The following is a 14,738-nucleotide window of genomic DNA, read 5'->3' on the forward strand; positions in this document are numbered from 1 at the left end:
GTCGCCAGCGATCGCTGCGCCGGCTGTTGCTCGTGACCGGGAGCGCTGTCATGCCATGGCCATGATCCACGCCGCCCTCGCACTTGCTTTCCTGTTTATTCTTACTGCCACGTCGCTCGCCGCAGCGCCGGCAGGGGCGCAGCAGTCGCCTGCGAACGAGGAGGCGGTCGGCATCGAAGCCGCGAACAGCGTCGGCCGCCTTCGGGTCATCGCGCTGACCCCTACCGTCCTGCGGGTCCGCTTCGCGCCCGGTGGCGAGTTCGCGGAAGATGCGAGTTGGGCTGTCCCCGCGAACGTTCGGGCGCAGCGGGCTGCGATTACCCGCAGGAGCAACGGCTTCAGCACCTCCGCGCTGCAGGTCGCAGTGGACCCGCGCACGCTGGCGCTGAGTGTCACCGACCGGCAGGGCAAGCTCATCCACGCCGACACGGGCGTCCCCATTACCCTGGAGGCAGGCGGCTTCACCCTGCGCAAGGCCATGCCGGCCGGCGAGCGCTACTTCGGCATGGGCGACAAGACGGGGCCGCACGATCGGCGCGGCGCGAGCTTCGTCAACTGGAACACAGATGCCTACGGCTATGGCGCGGCCACCGACCCCATCTACAAGTCCATTCCGTTCTTCGTCGCGGCGGGCGGCCAAGGCGGCGCCTACGGCCTGTTCCTCGATAACAGCCACCGCAGCTGGTTCGACTTCGGCCACCGCCAGGAGAACGTCCTGGCGCTCGGCAGCCCGGGCGGGCCGATCGACTATTATCTGATCGCCGGGCCGACCGTCGCCGAGGTGGTCCGCCGCTACACCGACCTCACCGGCAAGGCGCCGCTGCCGCCGCGCTGGGCGCTGGGCTTCCAGCAGTCGCGCTACAGCTACATGAGCGATGCGGAAGTGCGGGAGATCGCCGCGCGGTTGCGCTCGGACCGGGTGCCGACCGACGTGCTGTGGCTCGACATCGACTATCAGGACCGGAACCGGCCGTTCACGGTCAACCGCCAGACCTTCCCCGACATGCGCCGCCTGGCGCGGGACATGCGGGCGGACGGACTCAAGCTGGTGGCGATCACCGACCTGCATATCGCCCATGCGCCGGGCGAGGGCTACGCACCCTACGACAGCGGCCGCGCCGGCGATCACTTCCTCAAAAACCCGGACGGCAGCACCTATGTCGCGCCGGTCTGGCCCGGGCCATCAGTGTTCCCCGATTTCACCCGCGCCGTCACCCGCCGCTGGTGGGGCGACTTGTACAAGGGTTTGGTCGACGACGGCATCGCCGGTTTCTGGAACGACATGAACGAGCCGGCGATCTTCGAGACGCCGACCAAGACCATGCCGCTCGACACGGTGCACCGGATCGACGCCGACGACTTCCGCCCGCGCCCCGCGCCGCACGCCGAGCTGCACAATGTGTACGGCATGGAGAACAGCCGCGCGACGTTCGAAGGGCTGCAGGGGCTGCGACCGAACCTGCGGCCATTCGTGCTGACCCGCGCCACCTATGCCGGCGGGCAGCGCTACGCGGCGACTTGGACCGGCGACAACAACGCCACCTGGGATCATCTGAAGCTGATGGTGCAGCAGTTGGTCAACCTGGGCCTGTCCGGCTTCACCTATGCCGGCGCGGACATCGGCGGTTTCACCGGCGGACCGAGCCCCGAGCTGCTCACCCGCTGGTACCAGCTTGGCGCGTTCACGCCCGTGTTCCGCAGCCATGCCGCCAAGAACACGCCGCGGGCCGAGCCGTGGGTGGACGGCCCCGAGCACCTCGCCATCCGCCGCCGCGCCATCGAGGAGCGTTATCGGCTCATGCCCTATCTCTACGGGGTCGCCGAGCAGCACGCGCGCACCGGAGATCCGGTCATGCGGCCGGTCTTCTATGACTACCCGGGCGCGCTCGCAGCACCGTGCGACACCAGCATGACCTTCACCGTCGGGCGCGAGCTGATGGTGGCCGCCTCGCCCAGGCCGGAGTCGCCCCAGGCGTACGACGTCTGCCTGCCGGTGGGCGGCTGGTATGATTACTGGACCGGCGAGCGCGTCCGGGGTCAGCCGATCGAGGGCAACACAGCGGTTGAAAGGATCGTGGAAACGCCGCGACTGGAGCGGCTGCCTTTGTTCGTCCGCGCCGGCACCATCCTCCCGCGCCAGCCGGTGACCCAGTCGACCGCGGAAAAGCCGCGCGGACCCTTGTCCCTCGACATCTATCCCGGACCGGACTGCCGCGGCGAGCTCTACTGGGATGACGGCGAGACCCTGGGCTACCGCCGCGGCGCGTTTCTCCGCCAGCCGATACGCTGCGCCGTCGGCGAGAGCGGCCTGCAGATCAGCTTCGCACCGCGGACGGGATCGCTAAAGCCATGGTGGCGCGAGCTGGCCGTCACCGTTCACGACTGGGGCGGGGCGGCGGAGGTCCGTACAAACGGCCGCTCTGTCACGGCTGAGGAGGACGGGCCGGCGCGGGCGCTGCGCTTCACCCTGCCTGACCCGCGCCGCGGCACCGAGGTCGTGATCAGCCGCCGCTGATGCCCAGCGATCCCCCGCGGCCCGTGTCCAAGCGCCGGCTGCTGCTGTTCGCCTCCGGGGACTTCGCCTTCAATCTGTATTGGCAGAGCGTCATGCTCTTTCTGCTGTTCTACTATACGGAGGCGCTTGAGCTGCCGATGGCGGTGGCGGCGACCACCTACATGGTCGCATCCGTGTGGGACGGCCTCGCCAACTTCGCGGCAGGGGTATGGGTCGACCGCAAGCGCAGCGGCCGGGGCTACGGGCCGTTGTTGATGGTCGGCAGCCTGCCGCTGGCGCTCAGCTTCACCCTCGCCTACCTGCCGCCGCCCACCACAGCGGGGTGGGGGGTCGCCGCCGTGTTCGTCGGGCACCTGCTGTTCCGCACAGCTTATGCGGCGGTCAACGTGCCCTATCTCGCCATGTCCGCCCGGGTGAGTCCGGACGCGGGAGACCGGGCGTTCGTGGCGGGCATGCGGATGCTGTTCGGCACGGGGGCGGCGGTCCTGGTGGCTTTGAGCACGGTTCCGGTCGGCCGCTGGCTGACCGGCACGGAGGATGCGGCGCAGGCTTACTTGGGCGCGGCGGTCTTGTTCGCGGTGGCCGGCACGCTGATCCTGCTGCTGGTCGGCGCCACCTACCGCGACGCGGCGCAGGACGGTCGTTCAGCCCCGCCCAACTTGCGCGCCGCGCTTCTCAGCCTCGCTCGCAACCGTGCGTTCGTCGCACTCAACGCCGCGATGATGGCGATGATCGTCGCGGTGACAGTGCTCAATAAATCGGTGCTCTACTACTTCAAATATCTCATCGGGAACGAGAGCGCCGGTCAGCTGGCGCTCGCATCCATGGGGATCGTCAGCGCCGCGGCGGTGCCGCTGTGGATGCTGCTTGGCCGCGCGATCGGCCTGCGCGCGTCGTGGCTGAGCGCAGCCGGAGCGGCGATGGCTGCGCTTGCCGTGTTCGGACTCGTGGACGTGCACGGGGCCGGCGCGATGCAGCTGTTCCTGATCGCCATGCAGGTGGCGATCGTCGGTCTCAACTTCGTGTTCTGGGCGATGCTTCCCAACACCATCGAATATGGCGAGCGGGAGACGGGCCTCCACGTCGAGGGCACCGTCTTCGGCCTGGCCGCCCTGCTGCAGCGCGTCGCCATCGGCATCGCCACCGCCATCCTCGGCTGGTCGTATAGCTCCGCCGGCTTTGTCGCCAACGTCGAACAGAGCGCAGCCACCCTGTCCGGCATGCGCACGACGGTTGCCTTGGTGCCACTCCTCTTCCTCGCTCTGTCCTGCACCGCGATGCTCGGCAACCCGCTCGGGCGGCGGGCGAGCCCCGCCTAGGCCGTCAGCTCGAACGTCGCATGCAGCCCGTCGGCCTCGGCCGAGGGCGCGATCCATACGTCGAACGTGCCGGGCTCGACCGTTGGCCGGTTCTGCAGGCCGATGAACTGGAGGTCGGCCGGCCGCAGCACGAAGCGCACGGTCTGCGAGGCGCCGGGCGCCAGCGCGACCTTGCGAAAAGCCTTGAGCTCGCGGACGGGCCGGGTGACGCTGGCCGTCCGGTCGCGGACGTAGAACTGCACCACTTCCTCCGCGGCCCGCCGGCCGCTGTTGGTGACCCGCGCGCTGACCGAGATTTCGCCATTCATCGGCATACCGCGAGCGCTCAGCGCCAAGTCCGAATAGCCGATCCGGCCGTAGGTCAGGCCATGGCCGAACGGATACAGTGCGGTGTTGGTGAGCCCGCGGAAGCGTGCCTTATACTCCTCCAGCTTACCCTCGGGGTTTGGCCGGCCGGTCGGCTTGTGCGCGTAGTAGTAGGGCTGCTGCCCCGACTCGCGCGGGAAGCTGACCGGCAGGCGCGCAGAGGGTGAGTAGGCGCCGAACAGCACGTCAGCGATGGAGTGGCCGGTTTCCGTTCCCAGGAACCAGGTGACGAGGATCGCGGGTGCGTTCGCGACCGCGCCTTCCAATGCCAGCGCGCGCCCGTTCTTGAGCACAACGACGGTCGGCTTGCCCACCGCCGCGACCGCTTCGGCCAGCTGTTGCTGCGGCTCGGGAACGATGATCTCCGTCCGCGATTGCGCTTCGCCCGACATGTTCTGCGACTCGCCGATCGCCAGCACCACGATGTCCGCCGTACGCGCCGCGGCCACCGCCTGTTCGATACCGCCCGGCAGCGCTTCCACGATGCCTGAGCCCTCCGCGACGACGATCGAGTTGCGGTCGGCCACCGCCTCGCGCACGCCGGTGGCGAGGTCCACCGCCTTCTTGTCGTCGCCATAGACGCACCACGGGCCGATCAGGTCATGCTGCCCGGCGGCGAACGGCCCGATCAGCGCGATCCGCTTGCCCGAGCGCGGCAGCGGCAGGAGGTCGCCGTCGTTCTTCAACATGACGATCGACTTGCGCCCCGCCTCGCGCGAGAGGGCAAGCGTCCGGCGGTTCATCGAGCGCGATTCCTCGCGCCGCTCGCTGATGCGGCGGAACGGGTCGTCGAATAGCCCGAGCATGGCCTTCATCGCCAGCACCCGCCGAACCGACTGGTCGAGCCGGTCCTGCGGCACTTCCCCGCTCTGCACCAGGCTCGGCAGGTGGGTGCGGTAGAAGCCGCTCTGCATGCTCATGTCGACGCCCGCCAGGAACGCCAGCCGGGTCGCGTCGCGCGCATCCTTGGCGAAGCCGTGCGCGATCATCTCCTCGTCGCCGGTATAGTCGGACACGACAAAGCCGTCGAAGCCCCACTCGCCGCGCAGCAATTGGTTCATCAGCCACGGATTGCCGGTCGACGGAACGCCGCTGATCTCGTTGAACGAGGCCATGGTCGACAGCGCGCCCGCGTCGAAAGCGGCCTTGAACGGCGGCAGGTACACCTCGCGCAGCGTCCGCTCGGAGATATCCACCGTGTTGTAGTCGAGCCCCGCTTCTGCCGCGCCATAGGCGGCAAAATGCTTGGCCGTCGCCAGCATGTGCGCGTCGGACTTGAGATTGCTGCCCTGGAAGCCGCGTACCCGCGCCGCCGCGAATAGCCGATTGAGCAGCACGTCCTCGCCGCCGCCCTCGACCCCGCGGCCCCAGCGCTGGTCGCGCGCCACATCGACCATCGGCGCGAAGTTCCAGTCCAGGCCGGTACCCGAAGCTTCATAGGCGGCGGCCTCCGCGGTACGCCGGGCCAGCTCGGGCTCGAAGCTCGCCACTTCCGCTAGCGGCACCGGGAAGATGGTGCGATGGCCATGGATGATGTCCGCGCCGAAGATCAGCGGGATCTTCATGCGCGATTCCCGCACCGCGGCAGTCTGCAGGGTGCGGTGCATGCGCGCACCGTTGCCATTGAACACGCCCGTCAGCTGGCCGCGGCGCGCCTCCTCCACCTGCTTGGGGAAGTCGCTGTTGCCGGGTGGGTTGAGCGAGGCGGCCGAGCTGCCGCCCCAGGCCGACGCCATCAGGCTCAACTGCCCCGCCTTCTCCTCCACGGTCAGCCGGCGGATGAGGTCGTCGACGAACGCCGGCACCCGGCCCCCACCCGCCGCTTGCAGCAGCGCCCGCGCGGGGCTGGCCGACCAGGCAACAACGGCACCAGCGCCCATCAATGCGGCGCGACGCGAAATCCGGCTGTCGAGCATTTCCCTCCCCTTCCAGGCTGCGCAGCAGGCTTCGGCGACCTACCGCTCCGCTGCGTTCCCGACCAGAGCTTGACGCCCGAAGCTTGACGCAGCGTGTAACCGGTTACATGTCTTAAGCGGAAGCCGAAAGCAAACACTCTTGAGCGCTTGCGGGCGGCATCGATGGATGGGCAAGAAGGACGCATGGCCGAAGCCACCATCCGCGACGTCGCCAGCCGCGCCCAGGTCTCGGTTGCGTCTGTGTCACGCGTGCTCAACGGCTTCGATAAGGTCAGCTCCCAAACGCGGGAGCGGGTGGCGGCGGCGGTGGCCGAACTCGGCTACGTGCCGCACGCCGCGGCGCGCAGCCTCAGCATGGCGCGGACCCACTCGATCGGAGTGGTCCTGCCCGACCTCCACGGCGAGTTCTTTTCCGAAATCGTCCGCGGCATGGACCGGGTGGCAAGCGAGCGCGGTTACCTGTTGCTCCTGTCCAGCCTGCATGCGGGGAGCCGGCTAGGGACCTCGGCGCTGCGCGCGCTGCGCGGCCGGGTGGACGGAGCCATGGTGATGGCGCCCCACCTCGGCGAGGAGGAGCTTGCCGCTACCTTGCCGCCGGGCGTGCCGATCGTGCTGCTGAACACGCGCAGTCAGCAGGGGCTTCACTCCACCATCAGCCTCGACAATGCGGCCGGGGCCACTGCCGTGGCCGAGCATCTGCTGGCGCTCGGCCGCAAGCGCGTGATCCACATCGCCGGTCCGCCCGGTAATGCGGACGCCCAAGAGCGCGCGCAGGCCTTTGCGCGTCGCGTTGCGCAAGGTGACGACGTGGTCCTGACGGCGGTGGAAGGCGACTTCTCCGAGCAGTCCGGCGAAGATGCGGTAGCGGCCCTGCTGCGCTCGCACCAGCGGTTCGACGCTGTGTTCGCAGCCAACGACAACATGGCGATCGGGGCGCTTCAAGCGCTGCGTCAGGCGGGGCGGCAAGTGCCGGAGGCGGTCGCGGTTGCCGGCTTCGACGACATCCCGATGGCGCGGCACCTCGGCCTCACCACCGTGCGCGTGCGGATCGCGGAGCTTGGCGAGTACGGGCTGTCCGAACTGATCGACACGGTTGAAGGCCGCGGCGCGCCACCAGCCAGCACGCTCCATCCGGTCGAGCTCGTCGTCCGCACCAGCACGGGGCAGGCCTGATGCAGTTCAGCCGCCGCGAGTTGCTCGGCGGGGGGCCCGCCCTGCTCGCGGCCACCTCGCTCGGCGGCTGCGCAGCATCGCTCGGCAGCACTCGGCCGCGGTCGCTGCCGCCCTTCTACGAGGACCTCGAGCGCCGCACTTTCCGCTTCTTCTGGGAAACGGCGAACCGCGCCAACGGCCTGGTGCCCGACCGCTGGCCGACACCGTCCTTTTCCAGCATCGCCGCGGTCGGCTTTGCGCTCACCGCTTACCCCGTCGGCGTCGAGCGCGGCTGGTGCAGCCGGACCGAAGCCCGCGACCTGACGCTGACCACCCTGCGCTTCTTCCACGACTCGCCACAGGGGCCGCAGTCGGCCGGGGTGACCGGACACAAGGGCTTTTTCTACCATTTCCTCGACATGCGGACGGGACTTCGGTTCCGCCGCACCGAGCTGTCCAGCGTGGATACGACCTTGCTGCTGCTCGGCGTGCTGTTCGCCGGCCGCTATTATGACGGGCCGCACTCGCGGGAGCGCGAGATCCGCGCCCTCGCCGAGGCGCTGTACGCCCGTGCCGACTGGAACTTCTTTCGCCACGATGGCCGGGCGCCCGTCTCCATGGGCTGGCACCCGGAAACCGGCCTGATCCCGGCCAACTGGGTCGGCTACAATGAAGGCATGATGGTCAACCTGCTGGCGCTCGGCGCACCGGTGCATGCGGGTCCGGTCGGCCTTTGGGACGAGTGGACGCGCCCCTACCCGCGCTTCTGGCGCGGCACCGGCGCGACCCGCCACCTCGCCTTTGCTCCGCTGTTCGGGCACCAGTACAGCCATATCTGGATCGACTTTCGCGGCATCCTGGACGCGGCGATGCGCGCCGCCGGATTCGACTATTTCGAGAACAGCCGCCGCGCCACCTACGCCAACCGCGCCTATTGCGCCGCCAACCCGATGCGCTGGGATGGCTATTCCGACCGGGTCTGGGGCCTCACCGCCTGCGACGGCCCTGGCGGCTTCACCCTGCCATTCAAGGGCGAGCGGCGGCAATTCCACGGCTATGCCGCGCGCGGACCGCTCGGCCAGCCCGACGAGCGCGACGACGGCACGATCGCGCCGACCGCCGCGCTAGGCTCTCTGCCGTTCGCGCCGGAAATCGTGGTGCCCTGCGCCGAAGCGCTGCTTCGCCAGCACGGCGCCCGCATCTACGGTCAATATGGCTTCCGCGACAGCTTCAACCCCAGCTTCCGCTACACCGAGCTGAAGATCGACACCGGCACCGTCGATCCGGTGCACGGCTGGGCGGCGCGCGACTATCTCGGCATAGACCAGGGACCGATCCTGCTACAGGCTGCCAACCACCGCAGCGACTTCGTCTGGCGGATCATGCGTGAGGTGCCCGCCCTGCGCCGGGGCCTCCAGCGCGCGGGCTTCACGGGAGGATGGCTGACCTCATGATGCGCGTGCTCCGCACACTCTGCCTGCTGCTGCTCACGATCGCCGCGCCCGCCGCCGCGCAGAGCCCACTGCCCCGCATGCTCGAAGTGCGCGAGCTCGCCCGCTTTCGCCCGATCACGGTGGGCATGTTCAGCAGCTACGATCGCACCGGCCTCAACGACGACGGCTTCTCCGGCAAGCACAGCTTCCTGCGCAAGGAAGGCGACGCGCTGGTGATCGCCGAGCTGAAAGGCCCGGGCGCGATCACCCGGATCTGGACCCCAACCCCGATTAATGCGCCCATCGAGTTCTACATCGATGGCGAACGCCGCCCGCGCATCGCCATGCCGTTCGACCAGCTGTTCTCGGGCACGCGCGCGCCGTTCACCGGCCCGCTCGTCGGCCGCGGCGCAGGTGGCTACTGGTCCTACGTCCCGATCGAGTTCACCCGCTCGGTCAAGGTGCTGGTCCGCGCGCCCACCCTGCAGTTCTACCAGCTGAATTACGCACTCTATCCGCCGGGCACCCGGCTGCGCAGCACGGGCGCTCCCCCCTCGATGCAGCTGCAGGCCGCACCCGAGGGCCGCTCGATCGTCGCCCAGGCGAGCCTTGCTCCGGGCCGGACCGTCACCCTGTTCGAAGCGAGCAAGCCGGGCCGTATCACGTCGCTGCGCCTCACTCCCGCTTCGGCCTTCGGCGGCGACGCCCGCGACATCGATATCCGGATCACCTGGGACGGCGCTCCGCGGCCCGCCATCGACATGCCGGTGACCGAGTTCTTCGCCTACAGCTTCGGCGATCCCGCCACCCGCTCGCTCCTGCTCGGCACGGAGGGCGACACCAATTTCGTTCAGCTGCCGATGCCGTTCAGCCGCTCGGCCAAGCTTGAGCTGATCTCGCGTCGCACGGCGGGAGCGCCGTTGCCGATCCGGACCGAACTGACGATCAGCGACCGCGGCCGCGCCTCGGATGAGGGCTATCTCCATGCCAGCTGGAACCGCGAGCCGCGGGTCCGGCGCGGCGTGCCTTTCCCGATGCTTGACGTGAGCGGCCGCGGGCACCTGGTCGGCTTCACCCTGCAGGTCCAGGGCGCCGCACCCGGAGATACCGGCTTCTTTGAAGGTGACGATGTCGTCACCATCGATGGTCGCCGGGCGATCCTCGGCACCGGCACCGAAGATGCCTTCAATGGCGGCTGGTACGGGCTCCCCGGCCGTTGGAACGAGCGGCTGTCGCTGCCGCTCAGCGGAGCGCTAGACTATTCGCGCCAGCTCGCGCGGACCGGCGGCTACCGCCTGCTGGTCGGGGATGCCTATTCCTTCAATCGACGGCTGAACTTCACCGTTGAGCATGGGCCCGAGCGCAACGAGGCCGAAGGCGACTATGCGGGCGCAGTCTTCTTTTACCTCGACCGGCCGGAAGGTCTGCCGGCGGTGCAAGTGGAACGCAGGGTAATCCGGGCCGATCGCTTCCGCGTCGGCACCAACCCCGCGGCCGGGCTCGACACGCTGATCGATGCCTCACTAACGCCGCAGGGCAAGAAGCTGCCGACCGGCTGGGTGTCGACGCTGCGCTTCGTCCGCACGGGCGGCGCGGACAAGGTCGGATTCGACGACAGCTGGGGGCCGCCCCTGGTCAGCTTCCGGGTCGAAGCGCCGCAGACCGGCCGCTACGGCATCTTCGTCGATGCGTTGACCGGTCCTGCTTCGGCCAAGCTGCAGCTGCGCGACTCCAACTTCCAGGCGGTCGGGTCGCCGACCGATTTCTACGCAGCCGCCGAGGGACGGAGCGGGTTCGTGAAGCTCGGCGAATTCGACCTGACCGCGGGCATCAACCTGCTGCACCTCACCATGCCCGAGCGGAACCCGGCCGCGCGCGGTGCCGAAGTGGCGATCATCGACATCGAAGGCCGGCTCCTCCGCGCACCCTAGCGGATCGGCACCGTGCGGCTGAGCCGCGACACGCCGCTCTCGTTGAACGCTTCCACCGCTGCCCAATAAGGCACGCCGACGTTGAGCGCGCGCAGCTCCTTGGCGAGGGTCGCGCCGTTGCCCAGCTCGTCCGTCCACAGCTGGTAGGTCTGGGTCAGCCGGTCGGGCCGCGTGCCCCAACGGACGTTGTAGCCAACCGCGCCGGGCACCCTGGCCCAGCGGACCGTCGCGTCGCGCTGATCGCGGTGGCGAATCGCGGCGGAAAGCGAGGGTATCGCCGGCGCACCGCCGTCGGCACTGCCGAATACCCGCAGGTCGCTGATCGCCAGGTTGGCCGCGCCGACATGCCCGTGCACGTAGCGGATGAAGCGGGTGCGCACGGGTCTCGGCAGCTCGAGATAGGCGTTCGGCCGATCGCGCTGCGGCGGCTCGGTGCGGGCCAGCGGCGACCAGTTGCGGCCATCGGGCGACTGCTGCAGCTGGAACTCGGTATAGATGTCGGGCGCATCGGCGAAGCGTCCCGACTTGTAGTCCGCGAAATTGACCTGCACCGCGCGCACCGTCCGCGGCCCGCCCAGGTCCATGGTCAGCGTCTCGCCCGAGCGGTTCTGTGCCGCCATCCAAAAGCTGCGCGGGTTCTCGTCGCTCGCCCGCCCGGCTGCGAAGTCGCCCATCGTCGAGGAAGCGGTCAGCGGCTTGCGGTAGGACAGCAGCATCCAGCCGGCGAACAGGCTGTCCGGGTTGTTGAACTTGCCCGTCGGCACCAGCCGCGGCCAGTCGCCGAACCGGGTGGACGCGCTGAACTGCCCGTCGGAGTAGAAGCGCGCCGGGTAGATGGCGATGCGCCGCTCCATCCCCCAGTTGTGGCCGACCCAAGACGTGCCGCTATTGAACCAGTTGCCGTGAATGTCCTGCACGGTGGAGCCGTGCCCGACCCCTTCCGCGAAGCCCCCCGGGCGATAGGCCACCGGATTCCACGGGGCGTAGGTGAACGGGCCCAACGGCGAGTCCGACACGTAGGTGCCGTTGGCGTAGGCGTTGAACTCGGACCCCGGAGCCCCGTACTGGAGGTAGTAGCGGCCGCCGACCTTGGTCATCCACGCCCCCTCCATGTAGGACGGGCTCGGCCGACCGGGGCCCCAGCAGGCGCAATGATCCTGGCCGAAGCGCTCCCAGCCGTGCCGCGCGGGGACCATGCCCAGCATGGCTTTGGGCTTGCTCTGGTAGACGAGCTTGCCGTCCTCGAACGCGATCTTGCTGCCGTAGAGCGGGAAGACGTTGGACGAGCCCCAGTACATGTACCACTGCCCGTCGTCGTCCTTGAACAGCGCCGGATCCCACGGGCCGGGCGGGACCTCGCCTGGCTTCATCTCCTCGGGCGCCTTGTCAACGGAGCCGGGCAGCGGGGGCATGCGGCGGACCAGGAACTCCAGCCGGCCGCTATCGGGGTCGGTGGTGTAGAGGATCGCCTCGGGCTCCATCATCGATGGCTGCAGGACGATCTTCTCGCCGTCCGACCAGGCCGCGGGCGCTACGATGCTGTCGAACGGCCAGCGGCTGGGCGTGATGAACCGCCAGTCGGCGAGGTCGGTCGACCGCCAGTAGCCGTCGGCCAGCGTCTGGAACATGTAAAAGGCGCCGCGATGATTAACGATCGCCGGGTCGGCGCCGGTGCGGTAGGAGGCGCCGTCGTTGATCTGCTCGAAATTGTAGCGGTAGTCGATGTCGACCGGGTTGATGGTCGTGCGCTGCTGCGCCGACAGGGGAGCCCCCGCGAGCAACAGGCAGCCGGACAGCAGCTTCAGGCGGGTCGACATGCGATGCTCCTAATGTCCGCGGACGAATATGTTGGCGGTGAGCCGGCCGTCCTGTGGGTTGGCGCTGAAGTTCATGTCGGGTGGAATGATCCCGGAATGCAGCAGGCTGCCGCGGTAGATGATCAGTCGGTTCGTCACGCCTTCGATCGCCGCGGTCTGCCTGAAGAAGGGATTGGAGCCATGGATGTAGCCGACGTTCTCGGGAAGCATCGAGACCTCGGCGGCGGCCGCCCGCACGAAGCGCCCGACGTTGCTTTCCGTAACCTGCTCGATACCCGTCGAGCGCTGCTGGTAGAAGGCGGTGCCGCTGCCTTCCGGCACCTGCAGATAGTGGAGGATTGCCAGATAGCTGGGGTCGGTCGAGTCGAAGTGCGGCGTCCGTTGCTCCGGCAGCAATTGCTCAGGCGGCGTAGTTACGAGCGAGAAGCTCGCCTCCAGCAGGTCGAACCGTTCATAGTCGAACGCGCCGGCGATGAACGTTGCGGCCGCGGCGCACAGCCGCTCGACATAGGCGTTCGCGGGCCCGTCCTCTTCCGTAATGACGCGGCGATGGCCGGGGTAATAATTGCCGGCATGCTTCGGAAACGGACCGAGCGCATCCGCCGCCGCCGCCGCTGCGTCAATCGCTTCGTCGAACCCATCGATCACCACGACCGGGTTCGCACTGGTGCCGACGCGGCGCAGCTCAGGCTTCACCTGATTCATCCGCCATATGGATGGAGGAACGATGCGCGTTCCCCCTCCATGCGAGCTCGCTCAGAAGACGTACTTGACTCCCGCCTGGAAGCTGCGGGCACTGCCTGTCGTCCCGTTCTCCAGCCGGGAAGGGTTGAAACCGTTATCCGCGTTGGCGTTACCGGCACCCCAAATCGAATAGTTGCGGTTGACCCAGTCGAACAGGTTGTAGACCTGAACGCTGGCTTCGAGGTCGTGACCCCAAGGCACGCGGAAGCGCTTCGCCAGCCGGACATCCACTGTCTTGTAGGCAATGCCCTTCTCGGGCTTGAGCACGCCGGCTTCGTTGAACGGAATGCACCCGGCGCACGGCGACAGCGCCGGGTCGAAGTTGACCAAGCCGAAGCGCGGACCCGAAGAGAAGGTCGCGATGGAGCTCAGGCGTAGGTCATACGGCAGGCGGACGATCCCGCTGCCGACGACCCGCCAGCGCTCCAGGCCGGCGACCGGCTGCCAACCGTATGCGTCCTGTTGGCCCAAGTTGAATGCTTCCGCCTCGCCATAGGCACGAGCCTGGTTCGACTTGGCGTTGCTAAGCGTCACCGCCACATTAACGCCCCAGTTGGTGTCGTCGTTGAACGGCTTGTCCGCCTGCAGATAGAGCGCAGTGTAGCGGGCCTTGCCTTCGCTGGAACCGATGTTGAGGCGCCCAGTGTAGCCTGCGGGACGGCCCTCTTCCGGGAAGTTGTCGCGAATAAAGCCAAAGCCGTCCGGAGTGTAGCTGCCGTCCGGCATGCGATTGCCGCGGACGAACACAAAGCCGTTCCTGGAGCGGTTGTGCGCGATCGTCACGGCCGTCTGCCAATCGCCGAAGCGCTTGCGAACGCCGATGTTGAACTGATCGGTGAACGGTGGCGGAGTCTTGTTGTTCAACACCCAGATATCGCCGCTCAATCCAGAAAATTGCGTAGCCTCGCGCAACGCTTGCGGATCGCGGAACGCCGGGTTGAACTGAAGCTCACCACCAGCGATGTTGCCACCTGGTACGGAGCAAGCCGGCAGGCCTGCCGCGCCACAGAAGTTGAGCCGGATGTCGCTTCGGACCGTGCTGAATAGCCGTTCTAGCGAGGCAAGATAGAAGTTGTTGCGATCGTAATAGCGGCCCGCACCCGCGAAGAAGATAAGGTCACGATCGCCGGAAACATCGTAGGACACGCCTAGGCGCGGCGCGAACGCTTTCTTGTACGGCTTACGGTTGTCGCCGGTAGAGATATAATCCTCCGCGTCGATCCCAGCGGCTTGCCATGGCTGGTAATTGCGCAGCGCCGTTGCGATGCGTTCCGGCGTCTCGAACCTCTGGTTGAAGTTGTTGCTCTCATAATCCCAGCGTACGCCGTAGTTCAGCGTCCAATTGTCGTTGATCGTCCAATCGTCTTGGATGAACAGTCCGACATAGGTGTTCTTGGCCTGAAGCGGTGTCGCTGGCAGCAGCGAAATCACCGCCTGATAAGGCGTGCTGGTATCGAAATCCGTGAAGGTCGCGGCATCGAAGCTGTACTGCCCATTCGCAAAGGCGTCCTCGACCCGCGTCAGCCGGTTGCGCGCCAAGCGAAC

General features: G+C 67.9%; 9 protein-coding genes. 5 read left to right on the forward strand and 4 right to left on the reverse strand.

The genetic code is table 11. From position 1 onward, the window contains the following. The first annotated feature begins 61 nt into the window (after positions 1 to 61). Positions 62 to 2,515 carry a TIM-barrel domain-containing protein gene (locus QZX62_RS02015; RefSeq protein WP_294171744.1) on the forward strand — a complete coding sequence of 818 codons (2,454 nt, stop codon included), beginning with the start codon at positions 62 to 64 and terminating at the stop codon, positions 2,513 to 2,515. Further along, a complete protein-coding gene (locus QZX62_RS02020) occupies positions 2,515 to 3,834 on the forward strand; it encodes an MFS transporter (RefSeq protein WP_294171745.1) in 1,320 nt (439 codons plus the stop codon). Before QZX62_RS02015 ends, QZX62_RS02020 begins: the two co-directional genes overlap by 1 nt. Here the strand turns inward: QZX62_RS02020 and QZX62_RS02025 are convergent. After that, positions 3,831 to 6,116 carry a glycoside hydrolase family 3 N-terminal domain-containing protein gene (locus QZX62_RS02025; RefSeq protein WP_294171746.1) on the reverse strand — a complete coding sequence of 762 codons (2,286 nt, stop codon included), beginning with the start codon at positions 6,114 to 6,116 and terminating at the stop codon, positions 3,831 to 3,833. The genes QZX62_RS02020 and QZX62_RS02025 overlap by 4 nt on opposite strands. A gap of 183 nt (positions 6,117 to 6,299) precedes the next feature. Here QZX62_RS02025 and QZX62_RS02030 point away from each other — a divergent pair, with 183 nt between their 5' ends. From QZX62_RS02030 to QZX62_RS02040, 3 genes are read left to right on the forward strand one after another with little or no spacing between them, the layout of a single operon-like run. After that, the gene (locus QZX62_RS02030) at positions 6,300 to 7,289 is read left to right on the forward strand and encodes a LacI family DNA-binding transcriptional regulator (RefSeq protein WP_294171747.1); all 990 of its coding nucleotides are present in this window, start codon (positions 6,300 to 6,302) and stop codon (positions 7,287 to 7,289) included. Continuing rightward, positions 7,289 to 8,722: a glucoamylase family protein gene (locus QZX62_RS02035; RefSeq protein WP_294171749.1), complete on the forward strand. Its 1,434-nt coding sequence runs from the start codon at positions 7,289 to 7,291 to the stop codon at positions 8,720 to 8,722. The genes QZX62_RS02030 and QZX62_RS02035 overlap by 1 nt, the downstream gene beginning before the upstream one ends. Then, positions 8,719 to 10,632 carry a glycoside hydrolase family 172 protein gene (locus QZX62_RS02040; RefSeq protein WP_294171750.1) on the forward strand — a complete coding sequence of 638 codons (1,914 nt, stop codon included), beginning with the start codon at positions 8,719 to 8,721 and terminating at the stop codon, positions 10,630 to 10,632. Before QZX62_RS02035 ends, QZX62_RS02040 begins: the two co-directional genes overlap by 4 nt. Here the strand turns inward: QZX62_RS02040 and QZX62_RS02045 are convergent. The 3 genes from QZX62_RS02045 to QZX62_RS02055 all read right to left on the reverse strand — a co-directional run. Then, a complete protein-coding gene (locus QZX62_RS02045) occupies positions 10,629 to 12,449 on the reverse strand; it encodes a family 43 glycosylhydrolase (RefSeq protein ID WP_294171751.1) in 1,821 nt (606 codons plus the stop codon). The two genes, QZX62_RS02040 and QZX62_RS02045, sit on opposite strands and share 4 nt — an antisense overlap. A gap of 9 nt (positions 12,450 to 12,458) precedes the next feature. Beyond that, positions 12,459 to 13,154 (reverse strand): DUF6445 family protein, encoded by a 696-nt coding sequence (locus tag QZX62_RS02050; RefSeq protein ID WP_294171753.1) that lies wholly within the window; start codon positions 13,152 to 13,154, stop codon positions 12,459 to 12,461. A gap of 51 nt (positions 13,155 to 13,205) precedes the next feature. Beyond that, positions 13,206 to 14,738, reverse strand: a 1,533-nt coding sequence (locus QZX62_RS02055; protein WP_294171755.1) for a TonB-dependent receptor, incomplete at its 5' end; no start/stop codon positions are given.

It is taken from the genome of uncultured Sphingomonas sp. (assembly GCF_902806265.1).
Taxonomy (GTDB): domain Bacteria; phylum Pseudomonadota; class Alphaproteobacteria; order Sphingomonadales; family Sphingomonadaceae; genus Sphingomicrobium.